At 47.0% G+C, this 21,163-nt stretch carries 18 protein-coding genes; 12 read left to right on the forward strand and 6 right to left on the reverse strand.

The window, feature by feature from the left end; translation table 11 throughout:
* The first annotated feature begins 23 nt into the window (after nucleotides 1-23).
* Nucleotides 24-347 (forward strand): DUF6122 family protein, encoded by a 324-nt coding sequence (locus C1N53_RS03165; protein ID WP_240773368.1) that lies wholly within the window; start codon nucleotides 24-26, stop codon nucleotides 345-347.
* A gap of 8 nt (nucleotides 348-355) precedes the next feature.
* Here the strand turns inward: C1N53_RS03165 and C1N53_RS03170 are convergent, their stop codons facing one another.
* Both C1N53_RS03170 and C1N53_RS03175 read right to left on the reverse strand, forming a co-directional pair.
* On the reverse strand, nucleotides 356-1,747 hold the full coding sequence (locus tag C1N53_RS03170; RefSeq protein ID WP_137757947.1) for a carboxypeptidase-like regulatory domain-containing protein: 1,392 nt from the start codon (nucleotides 1,745-1,747) through the stop codon (nucleotides 356-358).
* Nucleotides 1,734-2,321, reverse strand: coding sequence for an RNA polymerase sigma factor (locus C1N53_RS03175; RefSeq protein WP_137757948.1), 588 nt, complete (start codon nucleotides 2,319-2,321; stop codon nucleotides 1,734-1,736). The genes C1N53_RS03170 and C1N53_RS03175 overlap by 14 nt, the downstream gene beginning before the upstream one ends.
* A gap of 114 nt (nucleotides 2,322-2,435) precedes the next feature.
* On the opposite strand from C1N53_RS03175, the gene C1N53_RS03180 reads away from it, so the two are divergent.
* Nucleotides 2,436-4,385, forward strand: coding sequence for a VWA domain-containing protein (locus C1N53_RS03180; RefSeq protein WP_206077610.1), 1,950 nt, complete (start codon nucleotides 2,436-2,438; stop codon nucleotides 4,383-4,385).
* A 63-nt stretch (nucleotides 4,386-4,448) separates the two neighbouring features.
* On the opposite strand, the gene C1N53_RS03185 is transcribed toward C1N53_RS03180, so the two are convergent.
* The 4 genes from C1N53_RS03185 to C1N53_RS03200 form a co-directional block, all read right to left on the reverse strand.
* A complete protein-coding gene (locus tag C1N53_RS03185) occupies nucleotides 4,449-4,775 on the reverse strand; it encodes a hypothetical protein (RefSeq protein ID WP_240773369.1) in 327 nt (108 codons plus the stop codon).
* Nucleotides 4,738-6,744, reverse strand: a complete 2,007-nt coding sequence (locus C1N53_RS03190; RefSeq protein ID WP_137757949.1) for a T9SS type A sorting domain-containing protein — start codon at nucleotides 6,742-6,744, stop codon at nucleotides 4,738-4,740. The genes C1N53_RS03185 and C1N53_RS03190 overlap by 38 nt, the downstream gene beginning before the upstream one ends.
* A 292-nt stretch (nucleotides 6,745-7,036) precedes the next feature.
* Nucleotides 7,037-7,516 carry a phospholipase D-like domain-containing protein gene (locus tag C1N53_RS03195; RefSeq protein ID WP_137757950.1) on the reverse strand — a complete coding sequence of 160 codons (480 nt, stop codon included), beginning with the start codon at nucleotides 7,514-7,516 and terminating at the stop codon, nucleotides 7,037-7,039.
* Entirely contained in the window at nucleotides 7,513-8,313 is an 801-nt protein-coding gene (locus tag C1N53_RS03200; RefSeq protein WP_137757951.1) for a LexA family transcriptional regulator, read from the reverse strand. Before C1N53_RS03200 ends, C1N53_RS03195 begins: the two co-directional genes overlap by 4 nt.
* A gap of 302 nt (nucleotides 8,314-8,615) precedes the next feature.
* Between C1N53_RS03200 and C1N53_RS03205 the strand changes: the two genes are divergently transcribed.
* The 10 genes from C1N53_RS03205 to C1N53_RS03245 all read left to right on the forward strand — a co-directional run bounded on the left by C1N53_RS03205 (nucleotide 8,616) and on the right by C1N53_RS03245 (nucleotide 21,135).
* Nucleotides 8,616-9,014 (forward strand): YbjN domain-containing protein, encoded by a 399-nt coding sequence (locus C1N53_RS03205; RefSeq protein WP_137757952.1) that lies wholly within the window; start codon nucleotides 8,616-8,618, stop codon nucleotides 9,012-9,014.
* A gap of 13 nt (nucleotides 9,015-9,027) precedes the next feature.
* Entirely contained in the window at nucleotides 9,028-9,753 is a 726-nt protein-coding gene (locus C1N53_RS03210; RefSeq protein ID WP_137761363.1) for a PspA/IM30 family protein, read from the forward strand.
* Nucleotides 9,754-9,783: 30 nt separating this feature from the next.
* A complete protein-coding gene (locus tag C1N53_RS03215) occupies nucleotides 9,784-10,023 on the forward strand; it encodes a PLDc N-terminal domain-containing protein (protein WP_137757953.1) in 240 nt (79 codons plus the stop codon).
* Between the two features lie 357 nt (nucleotides 10,024-10,380).
* Nucleotides 10,381-11,013, forward strand: coding sequence for a DUF1449 family protein (locus C1N53_RS03220; protein ID WP_137757954.1), 633 nt, complete (start codon nucleotides 10,381-10,383; stop codon nucleotides 11,011-11,013).
* A gap of 2 nt (nucleotides 11,014-11,015) precedes the next feature.
* Nucleotides 11,016-13,184 carry a flotillin family protein gene (locus C1N53_RS03225; RefSeq protein ID WP_137757955.1) on the forward strand — a complete coding sequence of 723 codons (2,169 nt, stop codon included), beginning with the start codon at nucleotides 11,016-11,018 and terminating at the stop codon, nucleotides 13,182-13,184.
* Nucleotides 13,185-13,556: 372 nt separating this feature from the next.
* Nucleotides 13,557-18,527 (forward strand): DNA repair ATPase, encoded by a 4,971-nt coding sequence (locus tag C1N53_RS03230; RefSeq protein WP_137757956.1) that lies wholly within the window; start codon nucleotides 13,557-13,559, stop codon nucleotides 18,525-18,527.
* A 69-nt stretch (nucleotides 18,528-18,596) separates the two neighbouring features.
* The gene (locus C1N53_RS22455; RefSeq protein ID WP_168193949.1) at nucleotides 18,597-18,764 is read left to right on the forward strand and encodes a hypothetical protein; all 168 of its coding nucleotides are present in this window, start codon (nucleotides 18,597-18,599) and stop codon (nucleotides 18,762-18,764) included.
* A 41-nt stretch (nucleotides 18,765-18,805) separates the two neighbouring features.
* Nucleotides 18,806-19,801 carry a tyrosine-type recombinase/integrase gene (locus C1N53_RS03235; protein WP_240773370.1) on the forward strand — a complete coding sequence of 332 codons (996 nt, stop codon included), beginning with the start codon at nucleotides 18,806-18,808 and terminating at the stop codon, nucleotides 19,799-19,801.
* Between the two features lie 155 nt (nucleotides 19,802-19,956).
* Nucleotides 19,957-20,379, forward strand: coding sequence for a DUF4265 domain-containing protein (locus C1N53_RS03240; protein WP_137757957.1), 423 nt, complete (start codon nucleotides 19,957-19,959; stop codon nucleotides 20,377-20,379).
* A 114-nt stretch (nucleotides 20,380-20,493) separates the two neighbouring features.
* Nucleotides 20,494-21,135, forward strand: a complete 642-nt coding sequence (locus tag C1N53_RS03245; protein WP_137757958.1) for a hypothetical protein — start codon at nucleotides 20,494-20,496, stop codon at nucleotides 21,133-21,135.
* Nucleotides 21,136-21,163: the final 28 nt, after the last annotated feature.

The following is a 21,163-nucleotide window of genomic DNA, read 5'->3' on the forward strand; positions in this document are numbered from 1 at the left end:
AGAGGCAGGAAATTTAAGGCAAATTGGGAGAAGTAGAAATCAGTATTGGGTTTATAGTGCACATGATACTGCACATTGCGGTTCCGCTGGCAGTTGCCTGGCTCTTTTACCGCAATTATTTTAAAAGAGCAAGCCTGATAATGCTGGCAGGCTTGCTTATAGATGCCGATCATTTGCTGGCAACGCCCATTCTGGATCCGAACAGGTGCAGCGTTGGTTATCATTTGCTGCACAGTTACTGGCTTGTGCCTCTATATGTACTGCTTGCCCTCTTTCCGAAAACAAGGCTGTGGGGCCTGGGCCTGGTCATCCACATCGTGCTCGATTTTCTGGATTGCTATATCTGAAGGCAGGTTTATCTTTTCCGGAACCTGATCCTGACCTTCACCTCCTGTGCTATGGGCTTGCCGTTTTGCCGGGCAGGAGTCCAGGCAGGGCCTTCCTGTAGCAGGCGGATAGCTTCTGCATTACTGGCTTGGGTTAACCCTTTTGTAAGCCGAAAGTTAGAAAGCTTGCCATCTTCCTGCACTGTAAAAGCCACCACCACCAACCCCGCTGTACTACCGGAAGGATATTTCAGGTTTTCCTGTATGTATTGCTGGTAAGCTCGCATACCTGCTGCAGGCTGTGGGGCAGTAGCTTTGCCTAGTTTAGGTTCCCTGCGTTTATCAAGCTCTACTACCACTACTTCTTGCAAACTCCTGGTGTCTTCAGTTAAATTAACATTTACAGCCACAATGGCACTATCTACTTTTACTTCCTGTCGTTCGAAGCCGATATAGCTGAACTGAAGCAGCAGTGTTTCTTTGTCCTGCGGGAGCAGAAGACTATAGTTGCCGTTAGCGTCTGTGGAAGCACCTGTCGCAGCACCCTTTACCGTAACAGCAACACCTGGCAAAGCCTCTCCGTTAGACGACATCACTTTACCGGTTAGTTGTCTGAAAGCGGAAGACTTTCTTGCTTTAAGATTAGATGCTGCTGCCCGCGGCATGTTGGTATTGAAATCGGAGGGAACCAAAGTCTGCTGCAACTGCTTTTGCCCTTCTATGACACCGGCCACAGCGGGGGCTTGCAGCAAAGAAGAATCTATAAACACTTTGGCCGGTGCAGCCAGCACACGGCTGGTCTCAAGCTCTGTCAGGTCTGCCTCCTGCTGTATACCTACTACGTCAGCTGCGGCAAGAGCCAGGGGGGCGGCCGGTGCTTTGGCTGTGTTTGCAGCGCTGCCCGGAACTGTGCCGGTTTTGGTTGGTGTGGGTTTGGTACCACTTGCACTTGAAGCAGATTCCGGTACTGCCACTACGGGAGGCGCTGCGGCAGGGGCTGGTGTAGCAGCAGGGGCAGGCACTACCGGCGCAGGTGCGCTTTGGGTAATCGTATTTTTAGCCTGGTTTAACTGAGAGAAAAGGTAAAAGAAGAACACAGCCGTAGCGCCCACCAGGGCAAGGATAGCCGCTGCCACACGCCAATCTGCCCAAAGCATCCTGGGGGCACGTTTCTTCTTTTCCTTGAGGTGAAGTTTTGCCTTTAAGCGATAGTTGATATCGTTTACAGCTGCTTCAGTCTGGGTGCGGTCAGAGAGCACCAGGCCCTCTACCACATCGGTGCAGAGCTCACAGTGGAGGAGGTGCTTTTCGACTTCGTAGGTTTCAGCTTCGGGCAACGTATTCTCATGGTACTGCCTGAGCAGTTCCAGCGGAACATGATTGTCTTCGTCCTGGTACAACCGGATGTTATCTCTCTCCATTATTGTTCTGCAGGTATAGTTTCAGGTTTCTCTTCCCGTTCTGAATATAACTTTTTACTTTATGCAGCTCGCAGCCTGTTATAGCAGCTATTTCTTTATAGCTTTTCTGTTGCAGGTAAAACAACTCTACACAGGTGCGCTGTTCCAGAGGTAGTTTCTCCAGCCCCTGTTCCAGGTACTGAAATTCAATTTCCCTCTCTTCTTTCTCCTCGGTCAGATGCATGTTGGAAGCTAATTCCATACCAGTAGCATCCTGTTTCAGAAAAAGCTTTTCTTTAGACTTGGCAGCACGTAACTGCATCAGGCAATGGTTTTTAGCTATAACGTGCAGCCAGCTTTTAAAATTGGTTACCTGGTGCTTTTTGAGTGTCTCCACCAGGCCTTCGAAAACCTGCATGGTAGCATCCTTACTTTCTTCCTCATCTTTCAGGTACTTCAGGCACACGAGGTAAACTGTTTCGGTGTGGCGCTCAAACAATTCTCCAATGCACGCCAGATCACCTGTCTTCTGGTATTTCTGTACCAGTTCCAGGTCGTCAGGCGGCCGTGATTTTGAGAAGAGTTTCAGGAACATAGGGCGTAAATAGAATAAATTTTCCGAAGAAAAAAATTTTTAAAATTATTCTCTGTACCCTTATGGAATCCGGGCCAAGCCTGCATCATCAGGAGAAACCAAAACTATATCGCTATGAGAAAAGCCATGTTTACCTTCGTTTTTCTGCTTACGGTGCTCATGTTATCTGCTTTTGAAAATAAGCAGCCAGAGCAGGAAAGAACCATCAATGGAACTGTTACAGATGCGCAGGACGGGCAACCTCTTCCCGGAGTTGCTGTAAAGTTAAAAGGGAAAGCCAGGGGCGCTGTCACAAACGCTAAAGGAGAATATAGCATACAGGTGCCGGAAGGGAAGGAGGTACTGGTATTTTCTTTTATCGGTTATGTAACGCAGGAGGTTAAGATCGGGAGAAAGGTTGTTATAAATGTAAAACTGCTCACAGATGCCAGGGCTTTGGAAGAGGTAGTGGTAACAGGCTATGGGAATGTGCATTTACGGGGTTTGTCCGGGCGTGTAGCAGGTGTAACCACTGCAAAGCAATCATCCGGCAAGTATACGCAGGCTATAGTTCAACCTGGTGTACAAACACGGTACTATAGCAGCAACGGGCAGGTGCCGTACCATACCGAAGAGTACGATGCCATACACGATCATGAATTTCTGGAGGCAATTAAGAATCCTCTTTCTACTTTTTCGATTGATGTGGACCGTGCCTCCTATAGCAATGTGCGTCGTTTTCTTGCGCAGGGCCAAACACCTCCCAAAGATGCTGTGCGGAGCGAGGAAATGATCAATTACTTTAAATACGATTATCCGGAACCCAAAGGAGACGATCCTTTCTCAGTAAGCACGGAACTGTCTGAATGCCCGTGGAATAAAGAAAACAAGCTGCTGCACATAGGTTTACAGGGGAAGCATATTCCAACAGCTGCTTTGCCTCCCTCTAACCTGGTTTTCCTGATAGATGTCTCCGGTTCGATGAATACTCCGGAACGTTTGCCCCTGGTGAAAGCCGGATTTAAGCTATTAGTGGAGCAGCTGAGAGAACAGGATAAGGTAGCGATTGTGGTGTATGCCAGCCAGGTAGGACTGGTGCTGGATCCAACCAGTGGAAATCAGAAAGATAAAATAATGAAGGCCATAGATCGCTTGGAAGCCGGTGGATCTACAGCCGGTGGTGAAGGCATACAGCTTGCTTATAAAACAGCACAGCAGCATTTGATAACAGGAGGCAATAACCGGGTAATTCTGGCAACCGACGGCGACTTTAATGTAGGTGTATCGAGTAATGCTGCACTGGAGCGAATGATAGAGCAGAAACGGGAGGAAGGAGTGTTTCTGACGGTGCTGGGCTTCGGTATGGGAAACTACAAAGATTCTAAAATGGAAACGCTGGCTGATAAAGGTAATGGCAACTATGCTTATGTAGATAATATTCTGGAGGCGAAAAAGGTGTTTGTAAATGAGTTCGGCGGCACGCTTTTTACCATTGCAAAAGATGTGAAACTACAACTGGAGTTTAACCCGGCCAAAGTAAAAGCTTATCGCCTGATTGGGTATGAAAACCGGGCCTTAAGAAACGAGGACTTCAACAACGATAAAAAAGATGCCGGTGAAATGGGGGCAGGGCATTCGGTAACGGCTTTGTACGAGATAGTACCCGTGGGTGCTGCCTCAGACCTAAGTGCTAAGGTAGACGACCTGAAATACCAGCAGGTAAAGCTTGAGCAGAAGGCCACTACAAGCAACGAAATGCTTTCGCTAAAGGTGCGTTACAAAGAACCTGAAGCCGAAAACAGCAAACTTTTTCAGACGGTGGTAACAGACAAGGCAATAAGTCTGAAGCAGACAACAGATAATTTTCGTTTCTCTGCCGCTGTGGCAGCTTATGCTATGCTGCTGCGCGATTCGGCTTTTAAAGGTACTGCTACATATAACCAGGTATTAGCGTTGGCCGAAGGTGCAAGGGGAGCAGATAAAGAAGGCTATCGCGTCGAGTTTATCAATCTGGTGAAAACCTCTGACCTGCTGCGGAGCCGGGCTACCGCCGGAACAGCGGTAGAAGTGCTGATAAAAGAGTAAGGCAAGGCTGCGTATTAAAGCACAGTCCGCGCCTGTGTCAGCAACTCAGGCGCGGACTGTGTTTCAGGTATTTTCTTGCTCGATGGCGGCTAAAAGCTGTTCTTCACTTGTTGTTTCTTCCCAGCTTGGGGGTAATTGCAGGCGTATAGTCTGTGCGCCGCCGCTGGGAGTGCAAACAACCGTTACAGTGCCCTTTCCGGCTTCTGCCAGCTCAGTGGCTTTGTCTGCTTTCTCTTTTGATAATCCGCCATAAGCCTGAACACAGGTCCAGGTGGTGCCGTCTTGGTCTGTTACTTCTCTTTGTGTCATACGGCCTTCATACGGAAAAAGAGCAAATGTGGCGGCACCGGCTTTATTTAATGACAACCTTTCCGGTAGAAGTTCCAGCATCTGTTATAATTGTAACAAAGTAAATGCCTTTCGGAGAAGCAGAGAGGTCTATTTTTTTCTCAAACTTACCCTTTACCTGCTGATAATTGGCTGTGAAAACAGTTTGTCCCCGGGCATCCGTTACCTGCACAGAAAGATCAGACAGTGATTTCAGACTCATTTCAACAAGAAATTTCCCGGTCTGGCTTGGGTTGGGATGCACCGTTAGCGCCTTATTTTTGTTGCCCCTGTTCAGCCCGGTTGGAGTGCAGTTTGTAACAGTGATAGTCTGCGTGGCTGATGTGGTGTAGCCGTTTACTGTGCCTGTAACTGTATAGGTGGTGGTAGCAACAGGAGACGCTACGGGGTTGGCAATATTGGTAGCAGAAAGTCCTGCTGCCGGCGACCATTCGTAGGTTTCGGCACCCGAAGCACTTAGCTGCACACTAGCCCCTTTGCATATAGTCTTGCCTTCTCCGGCTTTAACAACTGGAGTTTCGCTGCAGGAAGTATATTTCAGCAACAGGAGTTCTGCCGCATCGGCCTGTACTTCCTGTGTGTTAGCCGTCTGGGAAGTTCTGGTTTGTGGAATATCGTTCTTCTTTCCGATAATGTACAGGGCATTGTGGCTGTCAAAAGCAATGTCCTGCCCAAATGCCTGTGTGTTATCTGAGAGTTTGTGCCGCTTCTGCCAAAGTTCCTGACCTTCTTTATCATATAATATAGTGATAATCTCAGGCTGTTCCACATAGGGCGACGGAATAAACCAGGTGGGAACACTCTGGTAATAGGCTGTATGGCCGGTTACTGCTATTTTATCGGTTGAACTTACATCCAGTTTTTGAGGGGCAATTTCACGGAACATGTCGCCGTAGATATTATATGTTTTGTACCAGCCTTGCTGGCCTTCCGTGTCAATTGTAGTTAGAAAATAATCAGGCGTAGTACGGTACTTTGTTTCACGGCCGAGTATAACCACATTGTTATTACTGAGCAAAGCCGCATCAAAATATTCCGATTCGTCTGTTGCCCCGATCATAGTACTCCAGTTCAGGTTGCCATCGGCATCATACTTCAGCAGTATGATGTTAAAAGTATACGGATCAGCTCTTGTGCTGGTAATCACATAAGCAGTGCCATCCGAAGCAGGCACTATTCTCCTTGCTTCCTCATCGGTAACCTGATTAGAGGCATTGTGATGAAACTGCTGCGTATAAATTTCATTTCCGGAGGCGGCCTCCAGCTTCAGGAGCAGGGAGTTATAACCTTGCATTCCTGCAAAGCCCGAACCTGCTACTAATATATGGTGTCGGGCATCCAGGGCTATATCTGTAACACGGCAATCGCTTAAAACAGTTTTTACCGTTTCCCAACTGACTGAACCGTCTGGTGCTAACTTTTGGATGACAATAGCTCCGTTGGGGTTACCAGCTATGTAAATTTCTCCATCCTGGCTTACTTCCAGGGCAGTAGCCTCTAAGACATGCCCGTTTTGCTCTTTTAGTTCTTTTGACCATACCACGTTACCTGCAGCACTTACCTTCACCAGCCTGGTATGGTCGCTTTGATACTCCCGGTATAGGTTGATTAATATATAACTGTTGCCGGCGGCGTCCACTTTTAGTTTTACTGGTCTTTCGTGCGGTAAACCTGTTTTGCTGTCGTATACCAGCGACCATACCTTTTCTCCTTTGGAATTAAACTTAAAAAGCGTGGCGCGCATAGCGTTATTAAAAATTCCGTTCTGGCTTAAGATGATAACATTTCCATCTTTATCTACTTTACTGTCTGTAGCTGACTCTGATAAGCCATTCGCTGCACTGAACGAGGGGCTTGCCCACTGCAAATCGTATTGCGCATAAGCTGTGGTGGTACTCAGTAAAAACAAGAACAGTATGATCCGGACAGGCTTAGCTGAAGCAACGTGGTGAGCAGCGAAAGGAAATGCCGCATTTCCGGCAGTAAAAAAGGAAGGTAAAGTTTTTTTCATAAAAACCAGTGAAAGGCCTGGGTACTTGGGAAGGAGCAAATGCAGGAAGATTACCTTCGGTGAGGTAATAACAAAGGGCGACTTGTACTATTTATTGATTGTAATAATGATTTATAGATTTATCTGCGATTATAAATACTGCTTTTGGTTCTTTTTTGTTTGTAAAAACGAAGTATTTATGAACCGATATAACAGGCAATAGAGAAGGATTGGTTTTGAACTATATTTATAGTATTGAATATTTAAGCGATTGCTGTTGAGGGAAAGGGAACAATCGTTGTATCGCTTGTGGTTACAGCCTTTCCATTTCCGGCCAAAGCTTTTCAAATTCATTCAGATATGCAAAAACGGTGGCACGGTGGTTGGTAACCAGTACGTTTTCGTGGTTGAATCTGGCGGCACTTCTTGTCCAGTTGTAGCTGCCCGTGAGTACAGCCTGTGTATCGGCAATGGCAAATTTGTGGTGCATGTGGTTAGAAGTAAAATCTACGCGCACCTCTATGCCGGCAGCTGCCAGTTGCCGTATATCAGAGCCGGTATCAAACAACTTGTCATTGTCTGTTATGAGTTGCACCCGCACCCCTTCCCGGTGTGCAGTCAGAATAGCCTCACTTATCCGGTCATCGCTAATCGTAAAAACACAGATCTTCAGCGAGTGCTGAGCCGCATTAACCAGAGAAAGGATAGCTCCTAAACAAGCGTCTCCCGGGCTAAAGTATACCTGGTGCAGCACCTGCTGAAAGTTGTTCAGAAAAGGGGAGTGTGTTCTCATGAGCCGATTCGGTTAAGCTTGTCCTGCATTTCGTGTACCAGTGCTTCCAGGGCAGCCACCCGATTTTCCAGCGGAGCAGGGGCCGAAAGGGAGGTGCTATAAATTCCGGCTACCCTCCATAGCTCCTTCACATGCCGTAGCAGCACCTGTTCCTGTTTAAAAGAAGGGTTATCAGCTTTTAGAAGCAGAGTCTCCTTTTCAGCTTTAATAAACCTGCGCACAACAACAGAAGCTTCAGTTACAATGACTACCACTTCGCCTGGTGCTAATCCACGGGCCTGATCTGGAGCCACGGGACTAGCATAAAGTATGTCGCCGATGTGTATACCCTGTTGCTGCTGTAGCATGTCAGCGGTGCGCATTTCGAAGGCTCTGCTCAAACTGTTAGCTGCTGAAGTGGCAGGCACCGCTATCTGAGGTAAACTTTGCAGGTATGCTGCTTCAGCATGATGCTGCACATAGGCCTCATATTGCGCAGATGAAACAAAAACTGCAGTTATGAGTGGAGATGCAGGTGCTGTTGCTACTTTTAGTAGCACATCGCCTGCTGTATAGTTACGTTTAAATATATCGAAGCCATACAGCTCGTTTACGGTAAGCTCCTTGGCCAGCAGCTGGTCGAGCGAGAGGCCAAAATACTGCGAAATTTGCAGTAATGTATCTATTTTAGGCTCTGAACGGCCTTCTTCGTAGGCTCCCACACTAGGTCGGGCCAGATTGAAAAGCTCCGCAAAAGCAGCCTGGCTAAGCTTCTTTACAGTGCGAATCTTCTTTATATTTTTACCTATATAGGACATTTGTGAAAAAAAATATCTGCTAATATTTTGAGCTTATATAGAATTATCGTATCATTACATCATCAAATATGGCAAAGATACAGAATCTATACCAGTAATTAGCTATAAATATGAGTAAAGGCAGGTGGCATGTTTTATTTGAAGTCTGTAGCTTCTTTATTAAACTGCTTATAACAATCTGCTCATAATGTTAGCAGATATTTCTGATACGTGCAAGTTGGGTAAGTGTGGTAGTTCTGAAACGGGCGGAACTGATCATAAAGAAGGAAGTCTAAAATATTAAATGCCACAACAATTGCAGTATGGGAAACAACTACTATTGTAAAGTAAAGGGCTACTTACTCGAGCTCGGTTTCAACATCACATTTGAAGACGAATTGGATTGCGTTTTTGTGGTGGAGAATGAAGGAATGGGGATAAAAAACCTGGTAATTGGCTGCACGGATCCGCTGCTGATTATGGAACAATACCTGTTGGATCTGCCCCACGACTCGCCGGAGGTATATAAAAGCCTGTTGCAAAAGAACCGCGACATCATTCACGGTGCCTTTGTTCTGGATGAATCGGGTAGAAAAGTAATTTTTCGGGATACGCTTCAGATTGAGACGCTTGATCTGTGTGAGATAGAAGCCTGTTTTAATTCGCTGTCGCTTTTGCTGAGTGAGTATGCCGACCAGTTAATCAAGTTTTCAAAACATTAAGGCAGATATGGATATGAATATCATCAAACGAATACTGAAGATTGGGCAGGCCGAAGTGCATGCTGCTGTCGATCAGCTGGAAGATCCTATTAAAATGACGGAGCAAGGTATACGGGACATGAAGGAGGAACTGGAAAAAAGTATAGAAGCCACAGCCGAAGTAAAGGCCATGGCGATCCGTGCCCGCAACGATGTGGAAAAGCATTCCGACAAAGCCCAGGAATACGAAAACAAAGCGGTGCAGCTACTGCAGCGGGCACATAAAGGCGATCTGAATGCCAGTGAGGCTGATAGGCTGGCTGCAGAAGCGCTGCTGATCAAAGACGAGCATATAAGGCTTGCCGCACAATCGCTGGAGGAACAGCATAAGTTTGAGCAGTCGGTAGCTGAACTGGAGCAGCATATTAAAACCCAGCGGGGTACTATTGCCAAGTGGGAAAACGAACTGAGGGTGCTGAAGTCGAGGGTAACGGTGAGCAATGCAACCAAAGCCATTAACAAGCAACTGGCCCAGATCGACTCCTCCAGCACAGTGGCTTTGCTGGAGCGTATGAAAGATAAAGTAGCCGTGGAAGAGGCGCTAGCTGAATCTTATGGCGAAATGGCAAACCAGAAACGCTCTGTAGAAGAAGAGATTGACAAGGCACTCGGTGAAGATGCCTCGCAGAAAGCCTCGGATGAGGTAGCTGCATTAAAGGCAAAGCTTGGTTTCAGGCACGGGTCCTCCAACGAAGTATAAATTTATTTGTCATACATAAACCAGAAGAAAATGGAAAACATATTACTCTATATCGGCGGTATCGGAACTATGGAATTGTTGCTGGTACTTTTATTTGGCCTTGTTCCATTTGTCTTGTGGTTATGGGCAATAATTGATCTGCTTAGAAGTGATTTCAGATCAGGTACAGATAAATTGATCTGGGCTGTTGTCATCATCTTTGTACCCCTGCTTGGTGCCCTGCTTTACCTGCTAATAGGGCGTTCACAGAAAAACAGGACTGAATTGTAATCAGCTTTAACTTTAGTGCCATGATTCTCACAGAACTTGAAATAATAGAAGCCATTATTGAGTTTTTAGCTTTTATTGTCTCGCTGCTCCTTAATATTTAATGCCATATTAAGTTAAAAATCAGAAATGGTTGTAAGATTGGTGCTTCTACTCCTGATTCATCATGACAGATCCACTTTTCTGGCTGAATAAAATTTACATAAAAATAATACATGTTTATATGTAAATATTCTTTGCTTTTTAAAGTTTTTGCTAGATTTGGAAACAGGTTTAACAAAAGATATACGGAAGCAGCAGAAGTAAAACAGCCAGTGTTTACTGCCGCTGTATGTATTGCCACCACTGATCCACCAGCTTATGAATGAACTTTTTTACGCAGCTTTTTCCAGTGTAAATATTATACCTTCTGCGTTGCTCGTGTTTGTGCTGCTTTACTGGGCGGCTGTCATTTTCGGGCTTTTCGACCTCGATTTCCTGCATATTGAAGTAGAAGCAGAGGCAGATCTGAATGCAGATGGCGTTTCGGGTATTACCTGGCTCAACTCCGCACTTGCCTTCTTCAATCTCGGAAAGATTCCGCTGATGGTGTTTCTCACCTTCCTGGTACTGCCACTGTGGGCAATTTCTATACTGGCCAACTATTATACCAATAACAGTTCCGCTTTGCTGGGACTACTATACCTGGTTCCGATTCTGGCGGTGAGCCTGCTGGTATCCAAGATACTTACCACACCTTTTGTAAAGCTCTTTTCCGTGCTCGAAAAAGAGCATGACTCCTCTGTTACCATTATCGGCAAGGTATGTACAGTAATGCTCCCTGCTACGCAGACAGACCTGGGGCAAGCCGCTGTTAAAACAGATGGTTCGCCGCTTTTACTCAACGTGAAAACCACACGGGGAGCCAACGTAGCCAAAGGCCAGACGGCCCTGGTAATCGACTATGATGAAGAAAATAAATATTATCTGATAGAACCTTACGAAACAGTTTAGTTATGATTGCACAATTATCTCTTTCTATCGTTTTTATTATGGCGGTAGTCCTGATCGGCATTATTGCCATTGTTATTAAAATGTATCAGAAGGCTGTGCAGGGGGAAGCCCTTGTGCGCACGGGCCTTGGCGATACCAAAGTGTCTTTCTCAGGCATTTTTGTGATCCCGATCATCCACAAGCTGGAGGTGATGGATATTACACTTAAAACCATTGTGATCTCCAGAACAGGATCGGAAGGGCTTATCTGTAAAGACAACCTGCGCGCCGACATCAAGGTGAATTTCTTTCTGCGTGTAAACAAAACGCCGGAGGATGTGGTGCAGGTGGCGCAGTCGATTGGCTGCAAAAGAGCCTCTGACCATGCCGCTTTGGAAGGCTTGTTTGATGCGAAGTTTTCAGAAGCACTGAAAACCGTAGGTAAGCATTTCGATTTTGTAGAGCTCTACAACAGCCGCGACGACTTTAAACGCCAGATCATACAAACCATCGGCACAGACCTGAACGGCTACATTCTGGACGACTGCGCCATAGATTACCTGGAGCAGACACCGCTGAAAAATCTGAATGAAAGCAACATTCTGGATGCAGAAGGTATCAAGAAAATTATCGACCTGACTTCCAAGCAAAAAATACAGGCAAACCTAATCGAGCGCGAAACACAGAAAACCATTAAAAAGCAGGATGTGGAAGCGCAGGAAACCATTCTGGAGCTGGAGAAGCAGCTGGCAGAAAACGAGGAAAAGCAGAGGCGCGAGATCTCTAACATCAAAGCCCGCGAAAATGCTGAGATGGAGAAGGTACGCCAGGAAGAGTTACTGAAATCTGAAAAGGCACGCATTGCCACCGAAGAAGAAGTAAAAATTGCCGAGCAGAACAGAGACCGCCAGGTGCTGGTGGCCGAGCGTAACAAGCAGCGCACCGATGCCATTGAATCTGAGCGTGTAGAGCAGGCGCGTATGCTGGAAGCAAACGAAAAAGAGCGTATCGTATCGCTGGCTCAGATCGAGAAGGAAAAAGCCATTGAAGAAGAGCGCAAGAACATACAGGGCATTATCCGGGAGCGTGTCACTGTAGAGAAAGCTGTGGTGGAGGAAGAAGAGAAAATTAAAGACACACGGGCTGTGGCAGAGGCAGAGCGTCTGAAACTGGTAGCTATCAAAAATGCAGAAAAAGAGGCCGAAGAAGCACTGGTGAAAGAAATTAAGAGTGCCGAAGCTGCCCGCCAGGCGGCAGAGTTCCGTGCCAAGCAAATGCTGATAGATGCCGAAGCAGAACAGGTATCGGCTGCTAACCGTGCACAGGCAATTAAAACCATGGCCGAAGCCGAAGCGGCGCAGGCTGCTGCCATCGGGTTATCAGAAGCGCAGGTAATGGAGGCAAAAGCCCAGGCGAAGCAGAAAGAAGGAGAGGCCGAAGCAGTTGTGATTGAAATGCAGGCGGTTGCCACGGCTAAAGCTACCCGTGCCAAGGCCGAAGCGCAGGCCGAGGCCGATGAAAAAATCGGGCTGGTGGCCGCTAAGGTTGCCAAAGAAAAAGGATTGGCTGATGCCGCTGTAATCGAGAATCTGGCCGCAGCCAACGAAAAACGAGGCTTGGCAGAGGCGCGTGTGATCGGAGAAAAGTTTACGGTAGATGCCAAAGGTATAGAAGACAAAGCCGAAGCAATGCGTAAGCTGGATGGCGTGGGCAAAGAACACGAGGAGTTCAAGCTGCGTCTGGAAAAAGACAAAGCCATTGAACTGGCGCACATCCATATCCAGAAAGACATTGCCGCTTCGCAGGCCGAAGTGATTTCTGAAGCCCTTAAAGCTGCGAAAATCGATATTGTGGGTGGTGAAACCATGTTCTTCGACCAGATTGTAGGTTCTATTACCAAAGGGAAAGCAGTAGACAGGCTGGTAAGCAACAGCGATGTGCTGAATACGGTAAAAGATACTTTCTTCCATGTAAACGGCAATGGCCACGTAGACTTCAAGGAAAACCTGCAACGCTTTATTAACCAGTTTGGCATGACCTCGGATGATGTGCGTAACCTGAGCGTATCGGCCCTGCTTCTGAAAATGATGCAGAGCAGCGCCGACGAAAGTACGCTCTCTACGCTAAAGCAACTCACCAGCACGGCCACCGCCATGGGCATTGCCGATAAGCCTTATATTTCTTTGAATTAGGATCAGGATTTGCAGGATTTTAGGATGAACAGGATTAAATGATGAAATTCATAATTTATTCAATAAGGATATAATTCGATGAGATGAAGCAAGGAAGCCTTATGCTATATTAAATTATTACCCTTATTATGAGCAGCTTTTTTGTCGTGATACTTGCATCCTGTTACTTAGCTTAATAAAAAGACCTCGCGGTGTGCGTAGCACCCGCGAGTGTCTGAGCTCATCCGGGTCATCAACATACTTTATCTTTTGTAATCCTTTTACTGATGCAATTCAATATTGAGCGTGCTATCTAGAGCCAAAGGCTTATCCTGCTAATCCCAATCCTGTTCATCCTTTCATCCTGTAAATCCTGATTCTGAATCTGTAATTATGGAAGCACAAACTACAGCTGCCGAAACAGCAAACGATAATATACAACTCGAAGGCGGCACCTACGAAATTCTGCGGAACCGCCTGCACAAAAGTGGTGCAGCACTACGTGACCGGCTGGATAAGCTGAACCAGGAGCGGAAGGAGGTGTTCGGGGCCATTGAAACAAAGCTGCTGGCTACAGAGCGGGTAACCACAGAACATAACTGCGTGCCCTGGGACATGGTGCCGGTCGGCTTTTCGTTTCTGTTCGGCTATAATGTGCACCTGGGGCTGAAGTCGGAGGTGGAGCTGAGCGATGTGTTCAGTGTGTATGCTTATGAGAACCACGCTTTCCACCAGCAGTCGCTACAGCTTATCAGTGATAAGTTGTTTGTGGAAGACTTTCAGAAACTCTACAAATACTATAAAAACACACAGTTTGTGAAGTTTGCTTTTATTGGTACACACCTGTTTATGGTGTTCCGTATCGGCAAAAGCGTGAACGATATTAAAACTTTTAAGTGGGCGGTGCAGGGCAACTCGCTTACCTATCTCGATAACCGCAGCGACCACGAGTTTGTGTTTCCCAACCAGCACGACTTCAGCTGGAAGCGCACCACAAGAGAAGCGCAGCGTAAAGGCAGGCATCCGCATATTTCCATAGAAGATAAAGTATTTGTAGAAACCATTCACGGCGATCTGACGCTGAAGGTGGAGGATAATACTGAATCGGGCCACGGCATTTATGCCGAGGAGGTGGAGGATAAAGACCAGACGCTCGACGACTCCGAAATTTATTACGCCATTATCGGCAACATTATCCTGCTGAAGATACGCCCTTACCGGGAGAACAACTACCGATACCTGGTATACAACTCAAAGCTGAAGGAGGCGCGGCGGATAGATGCGCTGGAGAACTGCTGCATTATGCTGCCCGAAGACCATGGCCTGATCTACGCCTATGGTTACTACCTGCAAACCGGAGAGTTTAAACAGTTTGATAACAACCTGCAGGACATGTTGTTCGAGAAGCGCATTGCCTCTCCGAACGGCGAAGATTTTCTGTACGTGTTCTATAACAAAGAGAGTGGTGTATACCTGCTGCTTTCCTACAATTTGATTGCGCAGAAGATCGAGAACCCGATTATCTGCCATGGCTATGCTTTCTTTGAGAATGGAGAGCTCTGCTATTTCCGCGCCGACGAAGAGCCTAAAAAGCACCATGCGATCCAGGTCTGGCAGACGCCTTACATTGGAAGCAATTTCAGTTTTCCGGTTACCAAAGAGTCTTTTCTGTACAAGATCGGGAACAAAGACATTGTACGGGCCATGGCCGAGAGTACCGAAATTCTGGCCTTGCTGCAGAAAGAAGATTCGTACGACAACCTGTACCTCGACCTGATCAAGAAAACCACCGATACGCTTGATACCTACCACTGGCTGAACCGCGAAGACACCTTTCAACTGGCGCTGCCTTTAGGTGCTATCCGGCAAACGGCAAGCGCTGCGGTAGAGGAGTTTGAGAAAGTGCAGGGTATTCGCCAGCATACACAGCAGCAGGTAAGCCAGGTGCTGAGCAAAGCCGATGAACTGATTAAAAAGCTGAAGTTTCAGAAGGCGGCCAATATTAACGATTATGTAAGTTACCTGGCCGATCTGCGTACCATACGTGGCGAAGTAATTTCACTGAAAGAGCTGCGCTATGTGGAGGAGGAGCGGATCAGCAACTACGACAGCCAGTTACAGACCTTTTCGCAAGATGTGGCCAATGCTACCGTAGCCTTTCTGCTGGAGCCAGATGCCCTGTTGCCTTACGAACAGCGGGTAAACGATATAAATGCGGCAATCGGGAAAGTAGCCAAAGTGGTGGAGGCCGATGCAACCGATAAAGAGATTGCACAGGTTTCGGGCGAGCTGGAGATGCTGATCGATGTGGTGAGTAACCTGAAGATAGAAGATGCCACACAGACTACCCGCATTGTTGATGCCATCTCGGCCATGTATGCCACCTTTAACCAAACCAAGGCAGCTCTCAGGCGCAGGCGCAAGGAACTGCTCGCACAGGAAGGCAAAGCGGAGTTTAATTCGCAGCTCAAGCTGATCAACCAGAGTGTGATTAATTACCTGGATGTGTGCGATACGCCCCAGAAATGCGAAGAGTACCTGGCCAAACTGATGGTACAGCTGGAAGAGCTGGAAGGAAGGTTTCCTGATTTCGAAGAATTTATCGATCAGCTAACTATAAAGCGGGAAGAAATTTACAGTGCTTTCGAATCGAAAAAAGTGGCGCTGCAGGAGGCCCGGAACAAGCGGGCTATTGCTTTGCAGCAAGCCGCCGACCGTATCCTGAAAGCAGCTCAGAGCCGCACATCGCGCTTCGGAACTGTAAACGAAATAAACGGCTACTTTGCCTCCGACCTCATGATAGAGAAGATAAGGAGCATTGTGGAAGAACTGCTGGGTATGGGCGATACCATTAAAGCCGATGCCATTCAGAGCCGTTTGAAAACACTGAAAGAAGACGCCATTCGCCAGCTAAAGGACAAGCAGGAACTGTTTGTAGATGGAGCGAATGTGCTGAAGTTCGGCAAATACCAGTTTACGGTAAATACACAGCCGCTGGAACTGAGCGTGGTGCACCGCAACGATTCCATGTATTACCACCTGACAGGCACAGACTTTTTTGAGAAAATTACCGATGAGCAATTCCTGAGTTACCGGCCGGTGTGGGAACAAACACTGGTATCGGAAAACGAACAGGTATACCGTGCCGAGTACCTGGCTTTCAAAATTTTAGAGGCGGCTCAGGCCGCTGCTACTAATAAAGCAAAAGTGGCAGAAGTTAGTATGCAGGTATATAGCATTGACGAACTCTATAAACTTACTACGCAGGAGCTAAGCGGGTATGTGCAGAAGTTTATGGCTGTGCGCTACAGCGAAGGGTATATAAAAGGAGTGCACGACCACGATGCCACGCTTATACTTTCCGCCCTTATCCGCCTGGTAAAAACCGCTGATCTCCTGCGGTATGATGTTACGGCCAGAGTATGCGCACAGCTGTTCTGGAAAGTATTTGCTTCTGACAAGAAGAGACAAATGCTGCATCATCAGTTGAAAGGCATTGGTGCCATTTTGCAGGTCTTTCCGGATACACATGAATTTGATGCGCTGAAAGCCGATCTGCAACAGGAGCTGCAGACTTTTGTGCAGGAAACAGAATTATGCCGGGAGGCCGATACGGCAGCGGCAGGCGAGTACCTGTTCTACGAGCTGACCCGGGGCGATTATTTTGTGATCAGTTCGCAGGCGGCGGCACTTTACCAGGAGTTTCTGCATTACCTGGCCGAGCACAAAGCAGCCGGCACCTACGAGGCCTCAGTTAAATCGTTGGAGCAGAACCCTGTTCAAAAGTATGAGCTGGTCCGGCACTGGCTGAAAGCTTTTACAGGACAAGCAGGCGAAGCCGAGAAAGCGGAATATGTGCCCGAAGCAGCGGCCCTGCTTTTCACGAACAGTTACCATAGCCAGCATGTCAGGAACCTGCCGCTGAAAGAAGAGTTACAGGAGATGCAGGGTACCCATGCGCTGGTGCAGCAGCAAAGGTATCAGCTGCATTTTCACCGCTTCCTGCAGAAGCTGCAAAACTACGAAGCACAGGTGGCAGTACAGTTTATGCAGTTTAATGAGCTTAAAAAGCAACTGACAGTGCGTTTTGAGGACCAGCTGCGCCTGAACGAATTTAAGCCGCGGGTGCTGTCGTCGTTTGTGCGCAACAGGCTGATCGACCAGGTATACCTGCCGCTGATCGGAGCTAATCTGGCCAAGCAGATCGGTACGGCAGGAGAGGCCAAACGCACCGACTTAATGGGCATGCTCCTCCTCCTCTCGCCGCCCGGCTATGGTAAAACCACTCTGATGGAGTATATCGCCAATCGCCTGGGTATCATCTTTATGAAAATCAACGGTCCGGCCATCGGGCACCAGGTAACAGCGCTGGATCCGGCCGAAGCCCCTAACGGTGCTGCCCGTGAAGAGCTGGAAAAACTGAACCTCTCGTTCGAGATGGGCGATAACGTGATGATCTACCTGGACGATATCCAGCACTGTAACCCGGAGTTTCTGCAGAAGTTTATTTCGCTCTGTGATGCCCAGCGTAAGATTGAGGGAACCTACAAAGGCAAAAGCAAAACCTACGATTTCAGGGGCAAGAAAGTATGCGTGGTGATGGCGGGTAACCCTTATACCGAAACAGGCGAGAAGTTCCGGATGCCTGACATGCTGGCCAACCGTGCCGATATTTATAATTTGGGCGATATTATAGGTGATACAGCTGATGTGTTTAAGCTGAGCTACATCGAAAACGCCCTGACTTCTAACCCTACGCTGGCGAAGCTGGCAGCCAAAAGCCAGAAAGACATTTACCCGATGCTGCAATTGGCCGAGACAGGCGATCATGAAGGTATGGAGTTTGAGGCGAGCCATTTACCGGCCGAGGTAAACGAATATGTACTGGTGCTGAAAAAGCTGCTGAAGATACAGGACGTGATCCTGAAGGTGAACATGGAGTATATCCGCTCGGCAGCCCAGGCGGATGAATACCGCACTGAGCCGCCGTTTAAGCTGCAGGGCTCTTACCGCAACATGAACAAACTGGCTGAAAAGGTAATGCCGGTTATGAACGATGAGGAGTTGGAAACGCTGGTTTTATCGCACTATGAGGCCGAATCACAAACGCTTACCACGGGTGCAGAGGCCAATATGCTGAAGTTTAAGCAGCTGATCGGGCTTGCCTCTTCCGCAGAAGCGCAACGCTGGGAAGATATTAAAGCTACATTTGTGCGTAACCAGAAGCTACGCGGTTTCGGTGGAAATAACCAGGTAGGGCAGGTGCTGGTGCAGATGGAGAATATTTCAGGTGGTTTGTCCGGCATCAAGCAGGTGTTGGAGCAATTCAGTAAAGATAGATTGATTGAGCCTTCGCCGCAGTAGCGAAGGCTCCGGCAGCTGATGCAATTAAAATTTCTATATTCATTCGCAGTAACAGGTTTGGCTTAGAGTTTGTGTGAATTTCATCCCCCTGCCTTTCTCCATATAGGGCTGCCAGTTGACGATAAGCACCTTATCATCCTCGAGCAACATATAGCCGTAGTCGTAGCAGAAATGGTAGGTGTTGCCTTTGGTGGTGCGGTAGAGATGGGTGAAGTGGCGGAAGTTGAAGCCAGCTAGCTGCAGTTCTTGAATAAAGCAGAGCGAAACCTATAGGTACTTTGCAATGCCCATACCCTGCAGGCCAGCACATACTGGCTCTGCTGCAGGAGTTAAATGGCCTGGCCTGGCTGTGGCTCAGCCAGGAGTTGCAGGTTAAGGACGTGAAGCTGATGCGCCAGCTTTGGGAACAGAGCTACAGCAAGGGGCAAGAATACATCAGTTGTCCTCTGGCTTACATAGAGAAGCTGTTTCTGCTCAATTACAGCATGAATACACTTCGTACCTATCATGGCCTGCTTTTACGTTTCCTTAACAGCCATACCTCCGTTGGCATGGAAAAGATCAACGCCTTTACGGAAGAGGACATAAATGCCTACCACCGTGGCCTGGTGCAGGCCGGTACCTATTCTTATTCTTTTGTGAACCAAAGCGTTAATGCTGTAAAGTTTTATTACCACCGGGTGCTGGGTCGCCACGAGGTGCAGCTACAACATATAGAGCGTCCTGAGAAAGCTGATAAATTGCCCCTGGTACTCAGCAAGCAGGACGTTTTGAAAATCCTTTCCGCAACGGACAACCTCAAGCACAGGTGTATGCTGCAGCTGCTCTATGCAAGCGGGCTAAGAATAGGGGAGGTAATCAATTTGAAGCTCACAGATGTGCAGTCGGACAGGAACCTGCTGCTTATACGTGGAGGCAAGGGCAAGAAGGACCGCACCACGCTTCTTTCGCCGAAACTGTTAGAGACCCTTCGTGCCTATTATAAGGAGTACAAGCCCAAAGTTTGGCTGTTTGAAGGGCAGTACGGCGGGCAGTACACAACCGACAGCTTACGCCAGGTATTCCAGGCCTGTCGTGAGAAGGGAGGAGTGAAGGCAAAAGCGACACCCCACACGCTACGGCATTCATTTGCCACTCACTTGCTTGAGCAGGGAACCGATCTTCGTTACATTCAGACGCTGCTGGGGCACAACAGCAGCAAAACCACTGAGATCTATACCCACGTTACCAGCTATGCATTAGATAAAATTGTGAGTCCGCTTGATTATTTGTAGAGTAGTGTTATATTAGCTCTTTGATATGTCTAGTGTGGGTACAAGTGCGCTAAGTTTAAAACTAAAGATCCAAACAAGGCAATGCCACACCACACATAGTGCGGATAGTAGGAGTAGTGCTCCTGCTACACAGTAGTTGCCCGTCATAGAAATTTATGAAAAAGATAATCTTTAAATTCTGGAACGACATTTTAGATGAAGACTATGTAGAAAGGGTATGGGCTGAACCTATAGATGAAGAAAAAGGCCATTATAAGATTGACAATATTCCATACTTTGTAACCAGCTATTCAGACGGAGACGTCGTGAGAGTGGAAAATGAATTTGAAGAATTGGTAGTAAAAGAATTGATAAAACCATCTGGAAACACTACTATAAATATTATTTTCTTTGAGTGTGCGAACAAGCAGGGAGTATTAGATAAGCTTACCTCCTTTGGTTGTGAATATGAAGGAATGGAAAATTTTATCACAGGCTACTACTCTGTTAATGTTCCTGAAGCGGTAGACTATAAGCCAATTTATAAACTACTAAACGAGTTAGAGTTGGCAGAGCAGTTAAGTTTTAGAGAAGCCTGACTTTGTCACGAAAGGGAATAATAATAAAACTACGTCGGGCAACACAATGCATACCAAACCCTCACTACGTTTAGGGCTTTGCATGCACGCGGCCGTTATGCTTAATTGTAATCAATGAAGAAGTATAAACTGATAATAATCTTCGCTCTTCTTTACTGCATGAATGGGTATGCACAGCGAAAGCAATTATCAGATATACAGCACTCAAAAGCAGACAATATACAGTCAGACAGCATCAACTTATCTCCAAACAGTGACTTTGAGAAAAAAGTGGGGCTAGCACCAATTGACAAATCTGCAAATGCTACTGAAGTCCGTTTTTATAAGCTGGATAAATTAAGCGGGACAAGGAATCTGAAAATAGTTGCTGTTAAAGACTCTTTGTGGACAGCAGTAGAGTATGCCGAACAGAATAAGCCAGTAAAAATAAAGAAGTACAAGCTTAAAGCTGAGCAAGATCAGTTAAGGTCTTTAATGCGGTTGCTTCTAAATCACAACTTGGTCTATTTGCCCAACCAAACAGAGCTCGAGCCAAAGATGAAGAAGTATACTAATACTATAAGGGGAAGAGCAGAGCAGAAGATAATAGTATCAGACGGGGAAAGCTATACGGTGGAATTCAAGATTGGAGATAAACTCCGAATTTACAGATTCCATAACCCTAAAACCTATTCTGACTTCTACGACGATGTGCAGGAATTGAAGGATTACGTCGCTATTGTCATTTTATTTGAGAATCAACTAAAAAGAGAATAACTTCTGGCAATCGAGTAGCCCGCCGTGA

This window comes from Pontibacter sp. SGAir0037 (genome assembly GCF_005491705.1).
Lineage (GTDB): Bacteria > Bacteroidota > Bacteroidia > Cytophagales > Hymenobacteraceae > Pontibacter.